The organism is Bradyrhizobium sp. Leo114 (assembly GCF_055229415.2).
Map to the genome: position 1 here is coordinate 134,901 of NZ_JBUYEN020000014.1, position 23,890 is coordinate 158,790.

Consider the following 23,890-nt stretch of genomic DNA (forward strand, 5'->3'; position numbering starts at 1 on the left):
CCTCATTTGCGACCCGATGCTCCGGCGGCAGCCGGGCGCGCCGCCCCTTTGCGGAAAACGGCGTAGATCAAAAGGCCGGAAAGCATGATCAAAGTGCCAAGCGCCGACTGCAGCGGACGGTCGGTCAACAGATAGTACATCATGAAACCGGTCACGAGCAGGAAAACCACAGGGGTGACCGGGTATCCCCAGGCGCGGTAAGGCCTCGGCAGGTCGGGGCGCGTGATGCGCAGCTTGATCACGCCTGCTACCGTGAAGAACGAGCAGAACAGCAGCGCGAACTGGATGAAGTCCAGCACCGCCTCGAAGCTGCGCGTGAACAGCATCAGCGTCGCCACCGCAAGCTGGAACAGAATCGCATAGGCCGGCGCCCCGCTGGCCGAGTGGCGGGCGAAGATCCGCAGCGCCGGGATGTCCTCGCCCATCGTCATCATCACGCGCGGACCGATCCACATCATCGCGCTGATCGAGGAGATCAGCCCGACACAGATCATCGCGCCGACAATGCGGCCGCCGAGCTCGCCGAAGATATAGCTGCCGGAAATGCGGGCGACGTCGATCTGGCCGGCAAGCTGGTCGATTGGCGCGGTGTGGAGGAACACCGCGTTCAGGGCGACATAGAGCACGAGCACGATCAACGTTCCCGAGAGCATCGCGCGCGGCAAGTTGCGCTCCGGCAGGTGCATCTCGCCGATGATGTAGGTCGCCGCGTTCCAGCCGGAGAACGAATACATTACGAACACCAGGCTGATCGCGAACGGTGCGCTGACGATATGGGAAAGATCGACTGAGGTCGGCGCGAACGAGATCGGCTGCGGCGTCGCGATCAAATATCCGGCGACGAGAAACCCGACGATCAGCACCACCTTCAGGATGGTCGCGACCAGCTGGAAGGTCGAGGAATGCTTGACGCCGGTGAGTTGGACGATCGACACCAGCCACACCACGCCGAGCGCCAGCGCGAGCGGCGGCGCGTCCGGCAAGACCGACTTGCCGTATTCGCCGAACGCCATGGCGGCGAGCGCGACCGGCGCAGCGAACCCCACGGTCGCCGACACCCAGCCGGCGACGAATCCGAACGCCGGATGATAGGCGCGACTCAGGAAATTGTACTCGCCGCTCGAGCGCGGAAACATCGCACCGAGTTCGCCGTAGGAAAATACGCCGCACAGCGCGACGATGCCACCGATGGTCCACAGCAGGAGGATCGAGAAGCCCGACGGGATGTCCTTGACCTGAAAGCCGAGGCTGGTGAAAACGCCGACGCCCACCATGTCGGCAACCACGATGGCCGTGGCCACGAGGACCGAAACGGTCGAACCGCTGCCGGGGAGCGAACCGGACCATGTCGCGCTGCCCGTGTGTGATGCCGCCATATCGGACCGTACCTTGAGCGCTACGCGCTTCGACGATTCTCATCGTGCAGGCGGAAAACGGCCAATTCAAGCAACGTTAACAAGCACCTAACTCCGGCCAAGATTTGGGTATCATAATACCCAATTGTTGCCTTCAAAGGGCCGACCTTTGTGTAAACACGAGAGACGACCCACAATCGCGACACGATTGGATGGTCTTCTTGCACCTTCCGGATGGGGAATTTTCCGGAAGTTTAACGTCACCTAAACACCGGTGCGCTCAGATTCGGCGTTTGCCGGGAGTTCGGGGTAGCGGGTGGATGATCGGGGCAGCGAACCCAACATTCCAGAAGTGTGATCGCGCGAACCGGCCAATGTCCCCGGCCGCGCGGTCGCGCTGGCCGAGGTCTCCGTGGCGCTGGGTCGCGACCGCCTCGCTGCTTCTACCGCTCGCGACCGTGCTGGCTCAATGCGGCAGAGCGCCCAGCGCCTCGGCGCTCGCGGCGAACACACACGCGGTTGCGAGCGATACGTTTGTGGATCGCTTCCCGGCACCATCGTTCAAGGAACGCTTCCCGACCGAGCAGGAAAGGCTCGTGCAGCGCCAGGCCACCGCGTCGGCGTCGGCCTCCGAGCCGCAGCCGCAGCGTCCCGCGCCGGTCCGGACGGCTTCGCTGACACCCACGCTCAATCTGCCGAAGCCGAGCGAGCGCGAAGAGCTGACCACGCTGGTCAGCATGAAATCCTCCGCCTTCCCTTATTTCGGCAACAACCCGCGCTCGGATGCGCCGTTCCTGAATGTCACGGACGGCAGCCGCAAGGGCCATCGCAGCTATTCGGGCCGCGTCTATTGGCAGGACGAGACCTACAATGACAGCCGCGTCCTGATGCACGTGCCCGAGAATTTCGACGTCAGTAAGCCGGGCGTGATCGTGGTGTTCTTCCACGGCAATGGCGCAACCCTCGAGCGCGACGTGCGCGACCGCCAATTGGTGCCGCAGCAGATCTCGGACTCCGGCGTCAACGCGGTGCTGCTGGCGCCGCAGATGGCGGTCGATGCCGCCGATTCCAGCGCCGGAAAATTCTGGCAGCCCGGCGGCTTCAAACGTTTCCTCGACGAATCCACCTCCCACCTCGCCCGCCTCTATGGCGATCCCAAATCGGCGGCTGCCTTCGCCAACATGCCGGTCGTGATCGTCGGCTATAGCGGCGGCTTCCTGCCGACCGCCTGGAGCCTCGAGGTCGGCGGCGCCACCAGCCGCGTGCGCGGCGTGGTGCTGCTGGATGCGGTCTATGGCGAACTCGACAAGTTCGCCTCCTGGATCGAGAACAACCGCAGCGGTTTCTTCGTGAGTTCGTATACCCGCTACACCAAGCGGCATGATCAGGAACTGATGACGATGCTTAGGAACAAGGGGATCCGCGTCCGCGAGAGCATGGACGGGCCGTTGCAGCCCGGCAGCGTCGCGTTCGTCCAGACCCCCGACGGCGTCACCCATCGCGATTACGTCACGCTGGCCTGGACGCAGCACCCGGTGAAAGAAGTGCTGGTGAAGATGGCGGGAGGCGCATCGCTTGCGTGGATCGCAAGCGCTCCGGCATCGGCGAGTCGCTAGAGCGTGATGACTTTTCTTCGAATCGTCATCCCGCTCTAGCTCTTTAGTTTGAGCATGATCTTTTTCGGAAAACCGGTCTCCACTTTTCCGGATCATGCTCAAGTTCATCACTCCGCCGCCGCGTGGCGCGGCTTGGTCAGCAAGATGGTCAGAAGTGCCAGCGCGACGAAAGCCGCGGACACATAGCCTGCGCCGTGCAGCCAGCCATTTGCGAACAGCGCGCCGCCGATCGCGGAGCCGATCGCCTGCCCGATATAGAGCACGGAGGTGTTGAGCGAGACCGAGGCCGATGCAAGCGCCGGCGCCGCTGCAACCAGCCGCACCTGCTGCATCGAATTGGTGGAGGCAAAGCCAAGCCCCCAGATCGCGACCGAGGCGGCCATCAACGCATAGATGCCCGCGCTCAGCGCCCACCCGGCAACGCCGGTCAGCATCAGCGAGGTGAACAGCACCGATGTCCGATACGGCCCCCAGGAATCGACGATGCGGGTTGCGATCATGACGCCGATGAAGCCGCAGACGCCGTAAAGGCCGAAGACGAGCCCGATGGCGTCGGGGCCGGCCCCAGTCAATCTTGCAAGCAGCGGCCCCATGAAGGTGAAGATGACGAACTGGCCTGACATGTGCAGCGTTGTGATCGCCAGGAGCACGAGCACCATCCGGTTGCGGCCGAGCTCGATCCAGGTCTTCAGATCGACGGGCGCGCCGAGCAATCCGTGCGGCAATCGCCACAACAGCAGCGCGCAGCTGACGCAGCCGACCAGCGCGATGCCGCCATAAGCGACGCGAAAGCCGTAATGGCTTGCGATGAAGTTGATCAGGGGTAGCCCGACAGCAGCCGCGAGCGACCAGCCGAGGAAAATATAGGCGATGGTCGAGCCGCGCCGCTCGACCGGTACGATCAGCGCCCCGGTGCCGGCCGCTTGCGGCGTGTAGAGCGCGCCGATCGCCAGCATGATGAGGCGAATGACCAGAAGGCTCGCGTAGTCAGGCGCCAGGGCGGAGGCAAGATTGGTGACCGTGAGCACCGCGAGCGTGACGCCGAGCAAAGTGCGGCGATCGATGCGGCTGGTCAGCCATGCCGTCAGCGGCGAGCCGATGCACAACACCATCGCACCGAAGGTGATCAAGAGCCCCGCGGCGTGGATCGAGATATCAAGTGCACCGGACAGTTCCGGAAGCATCCCCGCCGGCGCCAGCACGGAGCAGCCGGTGACGATATTTCCCAGCATCAGGGAGGTGGGCGCAAAACGGCGCGTGGCGGGCATCCTTTTCATGCAAATGCATGTAAACCAGGCGGGCGAAGAAGAAAAGGCCAGATGTCAGCGCTGGCCATGAAGTTCGTCGATCGGTCACATTCGCGAACGAACTCGCGGCGCGGTTGCCGGAGCGCCATCGATACCAGCGATTGAAGCGCTCGCGAGCGTGACAATCCGGCCGATTGCCCGCCGATTTCTTGATATTGCCGGATTGCGTCGGCCCAATCGCCTGCTATATCGCTGCTTCAGCTTACCTGCGCTCGTTCGCAGGAGTGAGCCACAGGAGAATGTCATGCCCGACGAGCACAAGTCCGAGTCCGGATTCCAGTACAGCCTCAGCAACCTGAAGCCCGCCCAGCCCGTGGAAAAAGTCACCCTCACCTTCCCTGACGGGGCGAAACGCGAATTCCCCAGGAACACCACCGGGCTCGATATCGCCCAGGGCATCTCGCCCTCGCTGGCCAAACGCACGGTGGCGATGGCGCTGGATGGCGTTCTGTATGACCTCAAGGATCCCATCACCGAGGATGCCAAGATCGAGCTGATCTCGCGTGACGACGCGCGCGCGCTGGAACTGATCCGGCATGATTGCGCCCATGTGCTGGCGGAAGCCGTGCAGTCGCTGTGGCCGGGCACGCAGGTCACGATCGGCCCCGTGATCGAGAACGGCTTCTATTACGACTTCTTCCGCAACGAGCCGTTCACCCCGGAAGATTTTGCCGCCATCGAAAAGAAGATGCGCGAGATCATCGCGCGCGACAAACCCTTCACCAAGGAAGTGTGGTCGCGCGAGAAGACCAAGGAGGTGTTCCGCGACAAGGGCGAGGCGTTCAAGGTCGAGCTGGTCGACGCCATTCCCGGCGACGAGCCGATCAAGATCTATTTCCAGGGAGACTGGTTCGATCTCTGCCGCGGTCCGCACATGACCTCCACGGGGAAGATCGGCAACGCCTTCAAATTGGTGAAGGTCGCGGGCGCCTATTGGCGCGGCGATTCCAACAATCCGATGCTGACCCGCATCTACGGCACGGCCTTCGCGAAACAGGACGATCTCGACGCCTACCTCAAGCAGATCCAGGAAGCCGAGAAGCGCGACCATCGCAAGCTCGGCCGCGAGCTCGACCTGTTCCACTTCCAGGAGGAAGGCCCGGGCGTGGTGTTCTGGCACCCCAAGGGCTGGACCATCTTCCAGCAGTTGATCGCCTATATGCGCCGCCGCCTCGCCGGCGACTACCAGGAGGTCAACGCGCCGCAGATCCTCGACAAGGTGCTGTGGGAGACCTCGGGCCATTGGGACTGGTACCGCGAGAACATGTTCGCGGCGCAGTCCGCCGGCGACGAGGCCGAGGACAAGCGCTGGTTCGCGCTGAAGCCGATGAACTGTCCGGGGCATGTGCAGATCTTCAAGCATGGTCTGAAGAGCTATCGCGACCTCCCCTTGCGGCTTGCCGAATTCGGCGTGGTGCATCGCTACGAACCGTCAGGCGCGATGCACGGGTTGATGCGCGTGCGCGGCTTCACGCAGGATGATGCGCATGTGTTCTGCACCGAGGAGCAGCTCGCCGACGAGTGCCTGAAGATCAACGACCTGATCCTCTCGACCTATGGCGATTTCGGCTTCGAGGGCGAACTCACCGTCAAGCTCTCGACGAGGCCGGAAAAGCGCGTCGGCACCGACGCGATGTGGGACCATGCCGAACGCGTGATGGCGACCGTGCTGTCGGAGATCAAGGCCAAGGGCAGCAACCGCATCAAGACCGAGATCAATCCGGGCGAAGGCGCGTTCTACGGGCCGAAGTTCGAATATGTGCTGCGCGACGCCATCGGCCGCGACTGGCAGTGCGGCACGACCCAGGTCGACTTCAACCTGCCGGAGCGGTTCGGCGCGTTCTATATCGACCATGACGGCTCGAAGAAGGCGCCGGTGATGGTGCACCGCGCGATCTGCGGCTCGATGGAGCGCTTCATCGGCATCCTGATCGAGCACTATGCGGGCAATTTCCCGCTCTGGCTGGCGCCGGTGCAGGTGGTCGTCACCACCATCACCTCCGAGGCCGACGAATATGCCAAGCAGGTGGTGGCCGCGGCGCGCCGCGCTGGCCTGCGGGTGGAGATCGACCTGCGCAACGAGAAGATCAACTACAAGGTCCGCGAGCATTCGCTGGCGAAGATCCCGGCGCTGCTCGTGGTCGGCAAGAAGGAAGCCGAGACCCATTCGGTCTCGGTGCGACGGTTCGGCAGCGAAGGCCAGACGGTGATGCCGACTGCGGACGCCCTCGCCGCACTGGTCGACGAGGCGACGGCGCCCGACATCAAGCGGGCGAAATCGCTGTCCTGATGCTTTAATCCGTCTAAACTCGCTTCCGGTCGCGGGCGTTCGCCCCTATCTCGTGGCAAGAATGTCCGCGACCCGCCAGTTTAAGGAAAGCAGCAGTGCCCGACGCCATTGAATTGTTGAAGACCCGCCGCTCGGTGAAGCCGCGCGAAATGACAGGCCCCGGCCCCTCGCCGACCGAGCTCGAGACCATCTTGACGATCGGCGCGCGGGTGCCGGACCACGGTAAGCTCGCGCCCTGGCGCTTCATCGTGTTCGAAGGCGAGGCGCGCAACCGCGCCGGCGATGTCATCGCGAGCGTGTTCGCCAAGAAGAACCCGGGCGCGCCGACGGCCGATATCGAGGTTGAGAAGCGGCGGCTCACCGATGCGCCGCTGGTGATCGGCATCGTCAGCTTCACCAAGCCGCATCCGAAGGTGCCGCCGTGGGAGCAGGAACTCTCCGCCGGCGCCAGCGCGATGAACATCCTCACCGCGGCGACCGCGCTCGGCTACGGCGCCTGCTGGCTCACCGGCTGGTTCGTCTTCGACCGCGACGTGCTCGATGGTTTCGGTTTGAAGCCCGACGAGAAGCTCGCAGGGCTGATCCATATCGGCAAGCCGACCAAGCCGAACGAAGACCGCCCGCGTCCTGCGCTGTCGGATATCGTGACGCGGTTTTAGCGCTTGAAGTCGAATTGTATCCGCCATGGGCGCTGCCGCTCTTCACCTCTCCCGTGGGGAGAGGTCGGCGCGTAGCGCCGGGTGAGGGATTTGCTCTATCGAGGGACCGTAACCCCTCACCCGCGCCTTCGGCGCGACCTCTCCCTACGGGAGAGGTGAACCTGGGCCGATTCAACCAAGTACCATCACGCTCCAGCGCTGCGCGCAGCGCGTCAGAACGAGTTGCGGGTGCAGCCCTTTGGCGGCGGCTCGCCTCCGAAACGCGCCGCGGTCCATGCCATGAGTGGCTCCTCGAGTTTTGAGCCCGGCTGCACCATGCCGTGGTCGAGCCCCACGAAGGTCCAATATTCGAGCCGTTGGCCGGCCGCGCAGCGCTCCTCGACATAGCCTGCGGTCGCCGCCGGCGGCACGACGTCATCCTCCGCTCCTTGCGCGATCACCACAGGCGCCGCGATCGGATGGTCGGCGCCATTCTGCGCAAGCCTTGCGGCAAGCGCCGGGTTGCTGCGTGTCGCCAACGCAGGCCCCTCGAACGTTGCGGTGAGCGCCGCCGCCCGCACCGGCTCCTCCTCCGGCAGGAACCCGCACAGGCCCGCAATCTCGCGCGCGGCCGCAAGCGCCTCCGGCCGAACCGCCTGCTCGAAGCTAATGTCTGGATAGAAGCGGCTATAGGACAGCGCGACATACGGCCCGAGCCGCTTGTCGACCCCCTGGTTCATCGCAAAAATGTCCAGCAGATTGGTGCCCGGCGCGATCGCGGCAACGCCCGCGATCTCGATCTCCGGCGCGTAGCGCGGACCGATAATGCCGGTCCACAACGCGGCGTGTCCGCCCTGCGAATACCCCCACACCACAGTGCGCGGATCGAGCGTGAGTTCGGGCATCTGCCGTGCGGCGCGCACCGAGTCAAGCGCGGCCCGCGCCTCGCCCTCGCCGATGAGATAGGGATGCGGGCCGCCCTTCTCGGCAAATGAGTAGTCGGTGGCGACGATCACCCAGCCTGCTCGCACGATCCGATTGAGCGCCGGAATCCCCACGGCCGGGGCCGATAGCAGCGACGGCATGCATTTCTGCTGCATTCCGATCGTGCCGTGCTCCCAGGTGATCACGGGGCGCGGGCCCGCGGGCGGATCGATCGGCGCAAACACGGTCGCGACGGCGGTTGCACGCGTGGTGTCGTTTACCGTCGTCGTGTAGAGGATGCGCCAGCCCCGCATGCCGGCCGGCAGCCTGACGTCCCGGAGCGGCTCGCTGCGCAGCAGCGCGCCCGGCGCGTCAGGCACTTGCGCCGGCGGATCATAGAACGCATCGGGCCCCCGCACCGTGACGCCGGCAAACATCTCTTGAGCGGAGGCCTCGAGCGGCGTGCCGACAGCGCGCGCAAGCAGAAGCGGCAGCACGGCGAGCTGGATTACGCGAGCGATGGTCATGGCCCGCGCCCAATATCGCCGCGAGCCGACAAATTTGCGGCGGAGACCGCCGCGCGACAAACGGCGTCAGGCCGCCTTCGATGCGCGCCCGGCAAAGCCTGCGAGCAGCGTTGCGATCTCGTCCGCCGGCCGCGCCGCGCTGAACAGGAAGCCCTGCACCTCGTTGCAGCCCTCGGCGCGCAGCCAGTCGAGCTGATCAACCGTCTCGACGCCCTCCGCGGTGGTGGTGATGTTCAGGCTGCGCCCGAGGCCGGAGATCGCGCGCACGATCGCCACGCAATCGGTACGGCGCGCCAGATCCTTGACGAAGGAGCGGTCGATCTTGATCTTGTCGAACGGAAAACTGCGCAGATAGCTCAGGCTGGAATAGCCGGTACCGAAATCGTCCATGGAGATGCTGACGCCGAGCTCGCGGAGCTGATGCAGGATCGCGAGGTTGGCTTCGGTCTCGGCCAGGAACACGGATTCTGTGATCTCGAGCTCGAGCCGCCGCGGCGACAGGCCGGAATGCGCCAGTGCCGAGATCACCGCCTGCACCAGATTGCGGCTGCGGAACTGCACCGGCGACAGGTTGACCGCGACCTTGATCTCCTCGGGCCATTTCATCGCTTCCGAACAGGCTTCGCGCAGCACCCATTCGCCAAGCTGGACAATCAGGCCGATGTCTTCGGCGACCGGCACGAACTCAGCCGGCGAGATCATGCCCTTTTCCGGATGGCGCCAGCGCAACAGCGATTCGAACCCGCTGATCTTGTCGGCGGCGATGTCGACCAGCGGCTGGTAATGCAGCTCGAATTCACCGTTGGCGAAGGCGTGGCGCAGGTCGCGCTCGAGATCACGGCGCTTCTGCGCCTGGCGGTCCATCTCGTGCTCGAAGAAGCGATGCACGCCGCCGCCGTCCGACTTGGCGCGATAGAGCGCCATGTCCGCATTGCGCATCAATTCCTCCGAGCTGGTGCCGTCGCCCGGCGACAGCGCGATGCCGACGCTCGCGCCGACCACCACTTCGATGCCGTCGATGTCGTAGCACACGCTCAGCGTCCCGATCAGGCGTTCGGCAAAATCGCTCGCCTCGTTTGGCGTGACATCGGAGAGCACGATCGCGAATTCATCGCCGCCGAGCCGCGCGGCCAGATTGTCGCCGGCGATATCGGCCGTGAGCCGCTGGGCAACCTGCTTCAGGAGCCGATCGCCCATCGCGTGGCCGAAGGAATCGTTGACGTTCTTGAACAGGTCGAGGTCGACGCACAGCACCGCGACACGCTTGCTCCCCGACTTGCTCCGCTGCAGCGCCTCGCGCAGGCGATCCTGGAAGAAATCGCGGTTCGCCAGATTGGTCAGGCCGTCATGATGGGCCATGTAGGCAATGCGGGCCTCGGCCTTGCGCCGCTCGGTGATATCGACCAGGGCCACGAGGTAGCCGTCGCGGCCGTCGAACGAAACGCGGCGACCGAAGGTCAGCACATGGATCTCGCTGCCATCCGCCTTGATGTGCCGCCAGTCGCGGCTGGAATGGTAGACGTCGCCGATCTCCTGCAGCGCCTTGCTGTGGGGGGCCCATTCGTCCTCCGGCCAGATCTCGCGCAACTTCATGCTCAGGAATTTCTCGCGCGGATAGCCATAATGCTGGACCGCGGCGTCATTCACCCCAAGGAATTCCATGGTGGTGGCGTCGAACACCCACATCGGCATCGGGTTGTTCTCGAACAGCAGGCGGAACGAGACCTCGCGCCGCTTCAGCGCCGTGACATCGGACAAGGTCAGCGACAGCATGTCGCCGAACGCCGTGACGGCGAGCCGCAGGCAGCGGTCCTCGCTCTCGATCTCGAACTGGGTGCCGCTGGTCCTGCGGACGGTCTCGCGCAGCCGCTCGGTCACATCGGCCGCGCCGAGCAGGTTTCCGCCCGCGCTGAGCCTCTGCCACAACAGCTCGTGCTCGGGCCGCTTCAAGAGCTTCGCCGCGCCCTGATTGAGATGGATGATCTGGAAATCGAACGGTTCGCCACGCCGATCGCGAATGGCGGCCAGCGACAGCACGCCTTCATCGGTCGCCGCGAAAATCGTATCGAGCAGATTGTACTGGGCGCCGCGCTCGTTGACGTAGGCCCCGATCAGCGTGCCGCCCCAGCGCGAGCAGGTCGGCAGCGCCAGCACGTCATAGGTGCGGACCAGGCCGTCGCGCACGCAATGCGCCGTGGCAAGATAGGGCCGGTCATTGAGGGCAGCGTTGGCGGCGGCTTCGCCGAGCGCGGTCGCGCAATCCGGCGGCAGCTCGTTCAGCGTCATGTCCCAGCGGTCGTCATTCAGCCATTGCTGGATGTAGCGGCCGGGCTGCGAAACGGCGAGCGCGCCGCCCCTTTCCTTGAGCAGGACGATGTGGTCGGCGAGCCGGCCGAGGCTGCCGAGCATCACGTCCTCATAGCGGGGCAACCTGTCGCCCGGACGCAATGCGGCTTGCCACTTGCGCTTGAGCACCGGGACGTCGCCGAACATTTCTGTGTTGAATTTTCCCGACGACTTCTTCGCCGCACTCATGACGCGCCCCGAACCACCAGATCATGGTCCGACGAAGATCGGATCACGACCTCACTTCACATTCGAGCATGATCACGGCGCAAACGCTCCGCGTTTGTCGCGAGGGAAAACCGGCTTCCCCTGTCCGATTTCATGCTCCAGTCCCCGCCCGCATCCAAATCAGGCTCGCTTAAAGCAATGTAAAGATTGCGCGGGCGACGGGGCGTCGGCGCTATTATGACAGTTCTAAGTCAGATCGTGGTTAGTGCGCGTTAGCGACTGTGACAGTCGCTGAAAATTTTATTCGTATCTAGCGCGCGATGACTTCGACCTCGCCGTCAACGCCGTTGACGACGTTGAAGGGCCGTTCGAACACCTTGCCCTCGTTCTTGGCGATGGCGCGGTACTCGCCTTCGGAGAGCACGACGCGGGGGAATGCACCGATCGATTCCTTGATGACGTCGCCGCCCGGCGTGATCACCGACCATGCGGTATTCGCCAGCGCCTCGCCGCCTTTTTCGCCGACGAGCTTCAGCGTGATGACGGCCGCGCGATGCATGACGGTCGCGTCGGTGAGCTTGCCGGCCTGGACGCGGATGTCGGAACGCACCACCGAATTGGCGTCGCCATAGTTGGAGACGATGTGATAGGTCCCCTCCGGCAACAGCGCGACGTCGCCGGCGGCGACGTTGGGGATCAGGGCATTGCGGTCCGCTCCGTCGAACTGGCTGCCCTTGTAGATCGCAAACGAAATCTGGTTCGGCGGAATCTTGCTGGAGCCGACCCGGCCTTCGATCCGCAGGCCGCCGGCCGGCAGGATGAAGGACTCGCGATCGGTCTCCGACTTCAGGCTCACGGCACGCACGGCGCTGACCAGGCCGAGCGCCACATGGACCACGTAATTCCCCGGTGGCAACACGATGTTGGGGGTGGCGGCGCGGTCCTCACGGATCAGCTTGAAGGTGCCGTTGTCATCAGGCTTGTCGGCAAAGACCCGCCATACCAGGCCATTGTTGATGACCGGCAGATCCTTGCCGTAGCGGGCGGTCAGCGACAGCACTGCCTGGTTCGCAGTCTGCGCCCCCGGCTGCGGCCCGGCCGGCGGGACCGTGGCGGTCGAGGGCTGCATGATCGTCGGCTGGGTCAATGGCGCCGGCAGGTTCGGCGCCGACCCCGAGCCGGATGGCGGCGCGAGGTTAATCGCGGGCCCGGCATCGGGAACCGCGGCCGGCGGTACCGGGGGCGGCCGCTCACCAAACCATTGCGCCGAAACGGCTGATGGAACCGCAAAAATCACGATTACGGCAACCCAAATCACCGAGCGAAGCAGCACGCCCCGCCCGCATCGTCCGATGCGATCGCCCCAAACAGTCATGGAATGATGCTTTTCAACGAAAACGCGGCAAATTCAAGCCTCCGCAGTCCTGCAGGGTTGCTGTTGTGGAACCCACGCTTCCGCCCTGGCCTGGCGGTCGCGCTCAAGTCACAATCCCTCCCTACGCGCTATGCTCCTAGGGCATAAACCATGCATGCGAACGATTCTGGCGGCGCCTCGTCGCGGAGCCTAACCTCGCGCCGGCAGGAGAAGTCAGAGTGTTGGATAGCTGGATGGGCCGGAGCCACAAGAGCGCCGATGGCTCCGAGAAGCTAGGCCTTGGCGCCCAGCGGCGGCCCGTGATCGGGCTGGCACTGGGCGGCGGCGCCGCACGCGGTTTTGCCCATATCGGCATCGTCAAGACGCTGATCGCCCACGGCATCATTCCGAATGTCGTGGTCGGCACGTCGATCGGTGCCGTGGTCGGTGGCGCCTACGCGGCCGGCCATCTCGATACGCTGGAGGCCTGGGCGCGCAGCCTGCAGCCGCGCAACATCTTCGGCTATCTCGATATCCGCCTGAACGGCTCAGGCCTGATCGGCGGCACCAAGCTTGCCGCCGAGCTCGAAGCCTCGATCGGCCAGACCCAGATCGAGGATCTGCTGGTGAAGTTTGCGAGCGTCGCGACCGAGGTGCGGACCGGCCATGAGATCTGGCTGACCCACGGCCGCGTCGTCGATGCGATGCGCGCCTCCTACGCGCTGCCCGGCATCTTCGCTCCGGTCCTGGTCGGCGACCGCTGGCTGGTCGACGGTGCGCTGGTCAATCCGGTGCCGGTCTCGGCGGCGCGGGCCTTTGGCGCGGAGATCGTGATCGCCGCCAATCTTTCCAGCGACGTCTTCAACCATTCCACGACGATCTATTCGCACGGCCAGCCGACCGAGGTCACCGTCGTGCCCGAAGTCGTTCCGGACCCGGTCCCGCCGAAGCGACGCTTTGGCAAGTTCTTCTCGGCCGAGCGCACCATGAAGCGCGAATTCTTCGGCAGCGGCACGCGGCCCGGCATCTCAACCGTGATGGTGGACGCCTTCAACATCATGCAGGACCGCATCACCCGCGCGCGGCTCGCCGGCGATCCGCCGGACCTCTTGATCTCGCCGCGGGTCGGCAAGATCGGCTGGTTCGATTTCCATCGCGCGGATGAGCTGATCGCGCATGGCGTTCGCGCCGCCGAGCGTGCGATCGAGTCGATCCAGGAAGCAATCGACATCCTGGCGCCGCCGGCAGCGACTACGGCTACCGGCGCAGTCCCCGACGAGACCAAGGAATAGATTTCAGGCCGTCTTGATGTAGTCGCGCAGCGCTTCCTGCTCGGCTTCGTATTCCTGGACCCGGCGCTTGACGATGTCGCCGATCGAGATCAAGCCGACCACGCGGCCGTCCTCGAGCACGGGCAGATGGCGGAATTTTCCGAGCGTCATCATTTCCATGATGCCGGCAACGGTGTCGGACGGACGGCAACTGACGACCTTCTGCGTCATCACCGCGCTGACGGGCTCCTCGAGCACGCCGGCGCCGCGCTCGCCGAGCACGCGCACAATGTCGCGCTCCGACAAGATGCCTTCGATGCCGCCTTCCTTCATGACCAGCACGGCGCCGATCTTGCGCTCGCCGAGTGTCTTGATCGCATCGGTCAAGGTCACGTCCGGCGGGACGCTCGTGATCTGATGACCCTTGGAATCGAGAATGGAACGTACCGTCATTGCCGCCTCCTGAATCCCTGCCGCGCCTCGACCAGGAGGCGCGACATCGTTCGCGAGTCTTCAATCAACAGTTCCGCGCAGTTTTCGTTTCCGGCGCGGTGGGCAACAAGCGCGGCCATCATGCAGCGCAAGAGGCGGCAGCTTGCGTCACAACTTTCAATCAATGATGGATGAAATCGCCCTCAGCCGCAAGCGGCTATCAGACGCGGTCCGGTCCGTCAGGCGACAACGCATCTGCAGCATGACGGCGTTCCCGCGGCACCGGATCGAACAACGAGAACAGCACGAGCCCGGCCAGAAACCCGCCGATATGCGCCTGCCAGGCGACGCTGGCGCCGTCGGCTCCGATCGCGATCGAGCCGATCCCGAAGATGAGATTGACGCCGAACCAGACCGCGAGAAAGGCGAGCACGCGACCATCGCGCAGCGCGCGCGACAGCGACAGCGCCGGCACCTTTGCCGCCGCCTCCGCGTCGCCGCGGCTGAAGGAGAGGAAGCTGCCCTTCACGAAGGCAAAGCGGATCGCGGCCGCCATGGTGCCGGAGACGGACGCGGATGCGCCGATCATCGGCGCGATCGCATGCTCATGCGTCAGGAGATGCGCGAGCGCACCGGCAGCCGCCGTGACCGCCATGAACAGATAGAAGCGCAGCGCGCCGAACCGCCGCGCCAGCGCGCTGCCGAACGGCAACAGCCAAAGCACGTTGAAAATGATATGGGTGAGGTTGGCGTGCAGCAGCGAGTAGGTAACGAAGGTCCAGACCTTGGCGCCCTCGCCGCCGGGGAAGGTGATGTTGAGCAGCGTGGAATCGTACCGCTTCGGAATGAAGCCGAAGACGTCGATGGTCCAGTTTTCCCACTCCGGCGGCAGCAGCACGCGCAAGTGGATGACCGCGATCAGCGCGATGTAGGCGGTCAGCGCCGGAGGCAAGGTGAGGATCGGCTCGTGCGGACGATCCGGCGGCGCATCTTGCGGAGGTTCAAACTGCGATTCCAAGGGACTGATGACCTTAGCGCGGCGCGGATGGGCGATCATCCCAGATAGGCGGCTTTGGCCGCATTGTGCAAGTGCACAGGTAAGAAAGAATAAGAGCGGGCCCTGAGAATGCTAGCCTACCCCTGAAATCATTCCACGATTCTAGAAAAACCGGCGGCCTTGGCCCCGACCAGCGCTCATCCCGCACGTGATCGTCAAGGGTTGCGGTGGGGTATGAGCCGATCATAGTTTGGGGTACTCTCTCGAATACCTTGATTTCCTGGAGCTGTGATGGCCAGCACTCGCCTAACCGACACCATTCTCGAAACCCCCGCGGCGGTAATCCCCAATCTGGGCGCGTCGAAAGCCGAGATTCAGGCCCACTACGACCGCGAGCCGCGACTTTACGAGCGGTTTCTCGGGCCCAATCTTGCGTATTCGGCTGGCGTTTGGAACGAGCCCGGAAATCGCGACACGCTTGAGGCGGCGCAACTGCGCAAGCTCGATTGGCACATCGATATGTCTGGAGCGGACAGCGCGCAGCGTGTGCTTGACGTCGGGTTCGGTTGGGGCAGCCTCATCAAGCGGCTGATGGTGCGCAGGCCGGACATCGACTATGTCGGCCTGACGCTTGCCGACAACCAGGCCGAGTACGTGCGAAGCTACGCCCCGCGGAACTTCGTGACCGAGATTTCGGCCTGGCAGGACTATCAGTCGAATCGCCCGTTTGACGCGATCGTGAGCCTCGAGGCGATGGAGCACTTCGCCGGCAAGGCGGCGGATCGTCAGCAGCGTATCGAGGCCTACAGTCTGTTCTTCGAGTTCTGCGCTCGCACGCTCAGGGTCGGTGGCCGGGCTTCGATCCAGGTCAACGGTTGGGGTAACATCGAGCTCGGCAGCGAGGCCCGCCACATCAGCCAAAGCGGAATCGACGGTTTCTGGCTCGAGGGCAACTTGCCTCACGCCAGTGAGATGCTGCTCGCCAGCGAACGCTGGTTTGACCTCGTGCATCTCGAAGGAAAGCCGCGCGATTACATCTACACGCTGCGAGCCTGGTTAAGGAATCTGCGGAGCCAGGAGGCCGATCTGATTGCGCTCGTGGGGCGCGAGATGGTGAGCGATTACATGCATAATCTCAAGACGTGCCTGGACGCCTATCTCGCCGGCGCCGTGACGCTCTATCGCTTGGTGCTCGAGCGCAAGGGATCGGTCGTCGGCTGAGCGGCCCGCGCTGCAACGAGGTGCTGGGCAGGCACACGTACCTTTGTCGCCCAGCCCATGGCCTCGAAACCGCGCAGCGCCCAATAGCCGGGGTCGATCTCGCCCGGGAAGAGCGCGAAGCTTGCCGACCAGGGGAAGGCGTGATGGTTGTTATGCAGCCCCTCGCCGTTCATGGTGAGAGTGTTGACCAGCGCGCTGTTGCGGCTGTCCTCGCGTGTCTCAAAGCGCCGTCGGCCGAAACGATGCGCGATCGAGTTCACCGCCCAGGTGCAATTGAGCTGCCAGAGTGTGCGCAGCGGACCGCCTGCGAAGAAGCCGGCCCAGAATCCATCCATCGTCCCGTACCAGGCGAGACCGATGAAGCCGGGTATGATCCAACTGGCGCCGACCCACAGCCAATACCAACGATCAACCCAGCGAACGACCGGATCGCGGCGTAGATCGCGCACGTAGTCGACGTACACGCAGTAGGCGTCGGACATCACCCATCCAACATGGCCTTGGAAGAAGCCTCGGATGGCGCCGACAATCCCGGCTCCGCGCGGGCGCGGTGAATGCGGGTCGCCGGGCCGGTCGCTGTATCGATGATGCTTGCGATGGATCGAGACCCATCCCAGGATCTGGCCCTGCATGGTCATCGCACCAAGAATTCCAAGCGCCGCCGCGAGCGGCGCACGGGCGACAAAGGCGCGATGGCAGAACAAGCGATGGTAGCCGAGCGTAATGCCGAGGCCGGTGACGAAGGTCACGGACAGCAACAGCAAAGGCTCAAACCAGGTGATGCCGTGGACCGAGAACCACCATACGCCTGCGATGCTGCCCGTCGCCACCAGGACAAGACTGAGGATCGACAGGACCTGCAGCAGCTCGATGCGCAGAACGGGCCCCCTGGGCGTGCGGCCAATCACAATCGTGGGCGGCCACCGGCGCTCAGCGGCAGGATATATCTCCGATGTGTCCATCATTTGAGTGTTCGCATGAAGCGCGCTCGGTGTCACGCTGCTTTGTGTCGCGCTGTGCTCTCGACGACTTGTCGCAGGTTCCGGGTGCGCTACAGCTTCTTAGAATAGCTTCAACTTGACGCTTGGCACTTCAAGCCACCGAATCGTTCAATTCCCCACCTTGGCTATCGAAGATGGCAGATTTCGTCCAACGGAACGCCCGCCACGTTAGCGTGCCCACACCCAGCTCTCCACAATCTGCGGCTTGTAGATTGTCTAGATCGGCATCTGGCCGCACTGCACCGCGTCCTGTTGGTTCTCCAGAACAAACTCGACGGCCTTCGAGATGTCGCTCACAGCTCGTCTTCGTCTCGGAGGTTATAGATCCGCTAGGAACGGCGCTCCAATTCGTCGTACGAACAGACGTGTCGTTGCTGGGTCGTGTGGAGGCACTCACGTTCCCAACCGTGTGTGCGCCTGCCCCCTGAAGCGCCGCACCGACAACGGCGCGGTACCCGCTACATCCGGAACGGGGCGAAGGTCATCTGGGCGTTCCCGAGATCGGTTCCCGCCAAGAAGGCGTTCTGGAAAACGGCGGGCCAAACCGGAAAACGGACCCAGAATCGAAGCCAGAAACTCAGGGAAAAATCAAGCAGATAACGCCTCCTCCTAAAGGCATTGAGGGCGAGCCCTGAGAAGGCCCGCCCTCTGCTGCTGTCGGTCTTGTCGCGCCCAGAGGGAACGGGAGCACATCCCACCCCTCCCCGCCCGATGACCTGATTGTTCGACGCCACCTGTGTACCAACCCGCTGGCCCCTGGAGAACGGCCGGCAAGAACGGGAATGAGCGGACAGTAGAGGGGCATGCGGGCGGCGCCAAGCTCATAGTTAACTTAACGTTAACGCCGCAAAGCTGCCGGAAAGCTTGCGAAAACGTGGCCGCGGCATGGACGCTGCAAAAGTTCCCCTGCACTACTGAGAATGAATGCGCTTGCGCAAAACCGGGACAGATGTGTCCCGGCGCGGCGAGCGTGAGGCAAGGTTCTTGAATGAAGCATCCGGGAAGCCGCGAATTCTTCGCTTGTTGGGACAAGACGCGTGGCAACGCGCGGGCGCCCGATCGCTGCGACCTCGATCCCGAGGCCGTTCGCGAGCGGCTCGGCGACATTTTTGTGCTGTCCTACGAGCATGAGGCGGGCTTTCCCTTTCGCGTCGCCGGCACGCGCGTCTGCGCCCTGCTCGGCCGCGACCTCAAGGACAAGAGCTTTTCGGAGCTGTTCACCGGTGAGAGCCGCCGCCAGGTCGAGGATGTCGTCGCCTTTGTCGCCGAGGAGATGCTGCCCGCCGTCGCCGGCGTCACGGCTTCGAGCCAAGCGGGCACGCCGGCGCATCTCGAATTGCTGCTGCTTCCCTTCAACAACCGCGCGCATGTGCCGGTGAGCCTCACCGGACTGCTGGCACCATTCGAGAGCGTTGCGACCACGCTCTCCGATTTCACGCTGACCTCGTGGCGCTATCTGCACCCGCCGGAAAGATTTGTGCCGCGCGCGCTGCGAAAGCTCGCGATCGCGCGCGGATTCATGGTCTATGAGGGACTGCGGTAACCGCTGACGCGGCTGCGCGATCCGGCTATCATCCCTTTGGTTCAACGAAACCGGAGGAAGGCCATGGACGCTGCTACGCCGCAGGCGCATCAGACTGCCGACACGCATTCCCATCTCGTGCGCCCGCAGGAAATGGACTGGCAAAAGACCCGTTTCCCTGGCTGCGAGGCCAAGACGCTGCTGTTCGACCGCAAGACCGGCTTGATGACGGCCTTGATGCGCTTTGCGCCGGGTACGGTGCTGCCCGACCACGAGCACGTCAATATCGAGCAGACCTATGTCCTCGAGGGTTCGCTGGTCGACAAGGAAGGCCCGGCGCAGGGCATTGCCGCGAAAGCGGGCGAGTTCATCTGGCGTGAGGCTGGCAGCCGCCACGTCGCCTGGTGCCCCGAAGGCGGATTGATCCTCGCGATCTTCCAGGTGCCGAACAAGTTCTTCGAGGCCGACGGCCGCGTCGTCGACGCGGCTGGCGCGGACTGGGACGAGGCGTGGGGACACACGAAATAACGGCCCGCCGACTTCTTTGCATCCCCGCGCGAGGCAGGTGTGCAAGCCAACTAGCGTGAACGGCGGATCATGCTGCGCTGATCCGCCTCTCGCATTATTGCGAGCTCAGCTCATCACGGCTGCGCAAGATGCCAGGCGCCGTTGAGGAAGCCGTCGCCGGTGATGTCGCCGGGTTTCTGATCCTTGGCGAAGGTGTAAAGCGGCTTGCCCTTGTAGGCCCACTGCTTGGAGCCATCATCACGGGTGATGATGGTGTAGCCCTCGCCCGCCTTGTCGCTCGCCTCAGCCTTCAGCACCGGCCAGTTTGTCGCGCAAGGACCATTGCAGGCAGACTTGCCGTCAGTGTCCTTGTCAAAGGTATAGAGAGTCATGCCCTTCGCATCCGTCAGCACACTTCCCTTCGCGGTGGTTCCGGTCTTGGTCGGCGGTGCGGCAAACGCCACGGAGACCGTCGCCAGGGAAATGGCGGTGGCGAGTGCGAAACCAATCGATGGGTTCTTCATGATAGCTCCTGTAAGGAAATAGCTTGCATGAGTAGGACATACGGAGGCGCGTTCTATTCCGCCGGAGAGCACGAGGAATTTTTTCGCTACGTCTGCTTGACGAGGGGAATAATTCGGCAAGTGGCTTTCGGCGAAATTCACCGATCCGCCCCCTGTCCATCCATTGCCCCCCTGTGTCGGTTTTTGCCGGATTTGCGTCATTTCGGAGCGCGGCGTGAGCGAGTAAGTTGCGCGGAGGGGGCGAGGTGACGAATTCGTTGAGCGACGTAAGCAATGAACTGGCGGCTTTTCGCGTGGGGCGGTGTTGCCGCCGCCGCGCTTTTCTTGACCATTGGTGGTGGCTGGCTTCTGACGCTGCCCTCGCGAGCTGCGTCTGGAAACGCGCCGCCGATCGCAAGCCAGGAGGGTGATGCGACCATCGCGGCGTTGAAGCCGCCGAAGCGGCAGCGGCCGCTGATCGCGATCGTCGGCATCAATGAGCAGACCGAAACCACCGACTATCTGATGCCCTATGGCATCCTCAAGCGCGCCGACGTCGCCGACGTGGTGACGCTTGCGACGAGACCAGGACCGGTGACGCTGTTTCCGGTGCTGAAGGTCGAGCCGGATGCCACCATCGCAGCATTCGATGCCGAGCACCCTGATGGCGCCGACTATGTCATCGTCCCCGCCATGAGCCGTGACGACGATCCGGTCGTCGTGCAATGGATCAGGCAACAGGCGCAAAAGGGCGCGATCGTCATCGGTGTCTGCGTCGGCACCATGGTGGTCGCCAGCACTGGACTGCTCGACGGCAAGCGCGCGACGACGCATTGGTACTCCCTGAAAGACCTGCGCGAGAAGCATCCGACGATCCATTACATCAGGGACCGCAGGATCGTGGTCGACCAGGGCGTTGCGACCACAACGGGGATCACAGCTTCGATGCCGATGTCGCTCACGCTGGTCGAAGCGATCGCCGGCCGCGAGAAGGCAGAAGCCGTTGCCCGCGACATCGGCCTGTCCCATTGGGATGCCCGCCACGACAGCGGCGCGTTCCAGTTCACACGACCGTTCGCGCTCACGGCGATCGGGAACACGCTCGCGTTCTGGAACAAGGAGCAGCTCGGCATCGCGCTTGCGCCCGGCATCGACGAAGTCTCGCTCGCGCTCGCCGCCGACGCCTGGTCGCGGACCTATCGTTCGCGCACCGTGACCTTTGCCGCGACGGCGGAGGCGCAGCCAAGCCGCAACGGCCTGCGCATCCTGCCTGATCAGGTCGCGGCCCAGTGGCCCGCCGAGCGATTGCTGCAACCGGTCGGATCACTGGCGCCGGCGCAGGCGCTGGACCAGACCTTGCTGCGGATCGAGGCACGCTATGGCGGGCGCACGGCCGATTTCGTCGCCATGCAGCTCGAATATCCGAGGCAACGCGTACCGGATTGAAGCGGCGTCGGCTCGCCACCAACAATTTTCCCCCGCCGGCGCCACCGTCATCTGCCTGTCACGAAATGTGCCGACTTCTCGCTCGGACCATTTCGAGGACACCGATGGACTATTTCCGACGCTTCACCTTCCTGTTCGCGGCGCCCGTATTCGATCCGGAGGATCTCGAGGGCATCCGCTTCAACCAGATCATCGACGAGATCCAGCGCTCCGGCTTCGAGGTCGTGCGCGCCCGCAAGCTCGAGGATGCCGAGATCGCGGTGCAGACGGACGCGGCGATCGGCTGCATGGTGGTCGACTGGGGCAAGAAGGGGCTGGAGGGCAAGACCGCGTCGTTGATCAATTTGATGCGGCGGCGCGGCCTCGACTTCCCGATCATCCTCCTGATCCGCCGCAAGCGGTTCGAGGACCTGCCGGTTGAGGTGCTCGACTTCATCGACGGCTACGTGTTCCTGTCCGAGGAAACGCCGCCGTTCATTGCCAAGAATTTGATCAGCCGCCTCAAGCAATATGCCGAGACGCTGAAGACGCCGTTCTTCGGCGCGCTGGTCGACTATGCCGAAGAGGGCAACCAGCTCTGGACCTGCCCCGGCCACAATGGCGGCGTGTTCTACAGCCGCAGCCCGATCGGACGCGTGTTCGTCGAACATCTCGGCGAGGCCGTGTTCCGCGATGACCTCGACAATTCCGTGCTCGACCTCGGCGACCTCCTGACCCATGAGGGCCCGGCACTGCGGGCGCAGAAGGAAGCCGCCAGGATCTTCGGCGCGGAGAAGACCTATTTCGTGCTCAACGGCACCTCCACGTCCAACAAGGTCGCACTCGGCTCGCTGGTCACCGACGGCGACCTCGTGCTGTTCGACCGCAACAATCACAAGGCCGCCCACCATGGCGCGCTGCTGCTCGGCGGCGGCATCCCGGTCTATGTGCCGACCGTTCGCAACGCCTGGGGGCTGATCGGGCCGATGCGCTGGGACATGCTCGACGAGACGTCGCTGCGCGAGCGCATCCGCAACCATCCGCTGGTCAAGGACAAGGAGGCCTGGAAGCGGCCCCGTCCCTTCCGCGTCGCCGTGGTCGAGCAGTGCACCTATGACGGCACCATTCATAGTGCGGAGATGATCCTGAGGCGCATCGGTCATCTCTGCGACTACATCCTGTTCGACGAAGCCTGGGCCGGCTTCATGAAGTTCCATCCGATCTATGCCGGCCGCTTCGCGATGGGACTTGCCGACCTCGGCCCCGAGGCGCCCGGCATCATCGCCACGCAATCGACCCACAAGCAGCTCGCCAGCTTCTCGCAGGCTTCGCAGATCCATGTCCGCGACCGCCACATCAAGGGCCAGAAGCGCCGGGTCGAACACCGGCGTTTCAACGAGAGCTTCATGCAGCACGCCTCGACCTCGCCGTTCTATCCGCTGTTCGCCTCGCTCGACGTCGGCGCGCAGATGATGAAGGGCCGCTCCGGCGAGGTGCTGTGGGACGACACGATCCGGCTCGGCATCGAGCTGCGCAAGAAAATCCGCGCCACCCGCCGCGAGTTCGAGGAGAACGAGGCGCGTCCCGAGCGGCGCTGGTTCTTCGAACCATTCGTGCCGGATCGCGTGATGATCCCGGACGTCGCGCGCGAAGGCGGGGCGCACAATGTCGCCTGGGAAACCATCTCTACCGACCAGCTCGCGACCAGCCCTGCGTTCTGGCAGCTCAAGCCTGACGATAGCTGGCATGGCTTCCCGGAGATGACGGCGGGCTTTGCCATGACCGACCCGAACAAGCTGACGCTGCTCACGCCGGGATTCGACCATGCCACGGGCGCCTATGCCGAACACGGCATCCCCGCCCCGGTGGTGGCGCAATATCTGCGGGAGAACCGGATCGTGGCCGAGAAGAACGACCTCAACTCCCTGCTCTTCCTGCTCACCCCCGGCGTCGAGGCGAGCAAGGCGGGAACGCTGATCTCGGGGCTCGTCGCCTTCAAGAAATTGCATGACGACAATGCGCTGCTCGAAGACGTGATCCCCGAATTCTTCCGCCGCCGGCCTGCCCGCTATGCCGGCGTGCGCCTGCGCGACCTCTGCGGCGACATGCACCGCTTCTTCCGCGCGGCCGATGTGAGCGCGCTGCAGCGCAAGCAGTTCCTGCCCGAGCATTTGCCCGAGATCGCGATGTCGCCGCGCGAAGCATCACGCTACCTCGTGCGCAACGACGTCGATTATCTCCCGATCGGCGAAATTTCGGGCCGCATCGCCGCAACGCCGTTCGTGGTCTATCCGCCCGGCATCGCCACCATCGTGCCGGGGGAACGGCTGTCGGAACAGACGCGGCCGATGATCGACTACCTCAAGATGTTCGAGGCTTCGTTCAACGCGTTCCCGGGCTTCGAGGTCGAGATCCAGGGCGTCTACAAGGAAATCGACGATGCGGGCCGCGTGCGCCTGTTCACCTACGTGATTTCCGAGTGACGG

At 64.1% G+C, this 23,890-nt stretch carries 18 protein-coding genes; 9 read left to right on the plus strand and 9 right to left on the minus strand.

Translation table 11 applies throughout. The features are described 5' to 3' along the window. Positions 1–2: 2 nt before the first annotated feature. Positions 3–1,376, minus strand: a complete 1,374-nt coding sequence (locus ACZIRK_RS18985) for an APC family permease (RefSeq protein ID WP_463327920.1) — start codon at positions 1,374–1,376, stop codon at positions 3–5. A 299-nt stretch (positions 1,377–1,675) separates the two neighbouring features. Between ACZIRK_RS18985 and ACZIRK_RS18990 the strand changes: the two genes are divergently transcribed. Beyond that, complete coding sequence (locus ACZIRK_RS18990) at positions 1,676–2,971, plus strand: alpha/beta hydrolase (RefSeq protein ID WP_463327921.1); 1,296 nt, start codon at positions 1,676–1,678, stop codon at positions 2,969–2,971. 107 nt (positions 2,972–3,078) lie between these two features. Here the strand turns inward: ACZIRK_RS18990 and ACZIRK_RS18995 are convergent, their stop codons facing one another. Beyond that, complete coding sequence (locus ACZIRK_RS18995; RefSeq protein WP_463327922.1) at positions 3,079–4,248, minus strand: MFS transporter; 1,170 nt, start codon at positions 4,246–4,248, stop codon at positions 3,079–3,081. Between the two features lie 274 nt (positions 4,249–4,522). Between ACZIRK_RS18995 and thrS the strand changes: the two genes are divergently transcribed. Beyond that, positions 4,523–6,568: a threonine--tRNA ligase gene (gene thrS, locus ACZIRK_RS19000; protein WP_463327923.1), complete on the plus strand. Its 2,046-nt coding sequence runs from the start codon at positions 4,523–4,525 to the stop codon at positions 6,566–6,568. Positions 6,569–6,663: 95 nt separating this feature from the next. Further along, positions 6,664–7,227, plus strand: coding sequence for a nitroreductase family protein (locus tag ACZIRK_RS19005; protein WP_130228200.1), 564 nt, complete (start codon positions 6,664–6,666; stop codon positions 7,225–7,227). 212 nt (positions 7,228–7,439) lie between these two features. Here ACZIRK_RS19005 and ACZIRK_RS19010 read toward each other — a convergent pair whose 3' ends face one another. The 3 genes from ACZIRK_RS19010 to ACZIRK_RS19020 all read right to left on the minus strand — a co-directional run bounded on the left by ACZIRK_RS19010 (position 7,440) and on the right by ACZIRK_RS19020 (position 12,546). Then, positions 7,440–8,657 (minus strand): lipase family protein, encoded by a 1,218-nt coding sequence (locus ACZIRK_RS19010; protein WP_463327924.1) that lies wholly within the window; start codon positions 8,655–8,657, stop codon positions 7,440–7,442. A gap of 66 nt (positions 8,658–8,723) precedes the next feature. Further along, a complete protein-coding gene (locus ACZIRK_RS19015; protein ID WP_463327925.1) occupies positions 8,724–11,192 on the minus strand; it encodes a putative bifunctional diguanylate cyclase/phosphodiesterase in 2,469 nt (822 codons plus the stop codon). Positions 11,193–11,481: 289 nt separating this feature from the next. Next, complete coding sequence (locus tag ACZIRK_RS19020) at positions 11,482–12,546, minus strand: hypothetical protein (protein ID WP_463327926.1); 1,065 nt, start codon at positions 12,544–12,546, stop codon at positions 11,482–11,484. Positions 12,547–12,764: 218 nt separating this feature from the next. Between ACZIRK_RS19020 and ACZIRK_RS19025 the strand changes: the two genes are divergently transcribed. After that, positions 12,765–13,817, plus strand: coding sequence for a patatin-like phospholipase family protein (locus ACZIRK_RS19025; RefSeq protein ID WP_463327927.1), 1,053 nt, complete (start codon positions 12,765–12,767; stop codon positions 13,815–13,817). 3 nt (positions 13,818–13,820) lie between these two features. Here ACZIRK_RS19025 and ACZIRK_RS19030 read toward each other — a convergent pair whose 3' ends face one another. Both ACZIRK_RS19030 and ACZIRK_RS19035 read right to left on the minus strand, forming a co-directional pair. Continuing rightward, a complete protein-coding gene (locus ACZIRK_RS19030) occupies positions 13,821–14,249 on the minus strand; it encodes a CBS domain-containing protein (RefSeq protein ID WP_028163249.1) in 429 nt (142 codons plus the stop codon). 199 nt (positions 14,250–14,448) lie between these two features. Then, positions 14,449–15,246, minus strand: coding sequence for a rhomboid family intramembrane serine protease (locus ACZIRK_RS19035; protein WP_409334819.1), 798 nt, complete (start codon positions 15,244–15,246; stop codon positions 14,449–14,451). A gap of 270 nt (positions 15,247–15,516) precedes the next feature. Between ACZIRK_RS19035 and ACZIRK_RS19040 the strand changes: the two genes are divergently transcribed. Further along, a complete protein-coding gene (locus tag ACZIRK_RS19040) occupies positions 15,517–16,446 on the plus strand; it encodes a class I SAM-dependent methyltransferase (protein WP_463327928.1) in 930 nt (309 codons plus the stop codon). On the opposite strand, the gene ACZIRK_RS19045 is transcribed toward ACZIRK_RS19040, so the two are convergent. Beyond that, entirely contained in the window at positions 16,404–17,411 is a 1,008-nt protein-coding gene (locus ACZIRK_RS19045) for an acyl-CoA desaturase (RefSeq protein WP_463327929.1), read from the minus strand. The two genes, ACZIRK_RS19040 and ACZIRK_RS19045, sit on opposite strands and share 43 nt — an antisense overlap. Before the next feature lie 1,024 nt (positions 17,412–18,435). On the opposite strand from ACZIRK_RS19045, the gene ACZIRK_RS19050 reads away from it, so the two are divergent. Both ACZIRK_RS19050 and ACZIRK_RS19055 read left to right on the plus strand, forming a co-directional pair. Continuing rightward, positions 18,436–18,990 (plus strand): PAS domain-containing protein, encoded by a 555-nt coding sequence (locus ACZIRK_RS19050; protein ID WP_463327930.1) that lies wholly within the window; start codon positions 18,436–18,438, stop codon positions 18,988–18,990. Positions 18,991–19,053: 63 nt separating this feature from the next. Beyond that, positions 19,054–19,497, plus strand: coding sequence for a cupin domain-containing protein (locus tag ACZIRK_RS19055; protein WP_456645528.1), 444 nt, complete (start codon positions 19,054–19,056; stop codon positions 19,495–19,497). A 113-nt stretch (positions 19,498–19,610) separates the two neighbouring features. On the opposite strand, the gene ACZIRK_RS19060 is transcribed toward ACZIRK_RS19055, so the two are convergent. Next, positions 19,611–20,000, minus strand: coding sequence for a COG4315 family predicted lipoprotein (locus tag ACZIRK_RS19060; RefSeq protein ID WP_028163244.1), 390 nt, complete (start codon positions 19,998–20,000; stop codon positions 19,611–19,613). Between the two features lie 273 nt (positions 20,001–20,273). Between ACZIRK_RS19060 and ACZIRK_RS19065 the strand changes: the two genes are divergently transcribed. Continuing rightward, complete coding sequence (locus ACZIRK_RS19065) at positions 20,274–21,425, plus strand: DJ-1/PfpI family protein (protein ID WP_463327931.1); 1,152 nt, start codon at positions 20,274–20,276, stop codon at positions 21,423–21,425. A gap of 104 nt (positions 21,426–21,529) precedes the next feature. Continuing rightward, positions 21,530–23,887, plus strand: a complete 2,358-nt coding sequence (locus tag ACZIRK_RS19070; protein WP_463327932.1) for an Orn/Lys/Arg family decarboxylase — start codon at positions 21,530–21,532, stop codon at positions 23,885–23,887. Positions 23,888–23,890 lie beyond the last annotated feature (3 nt).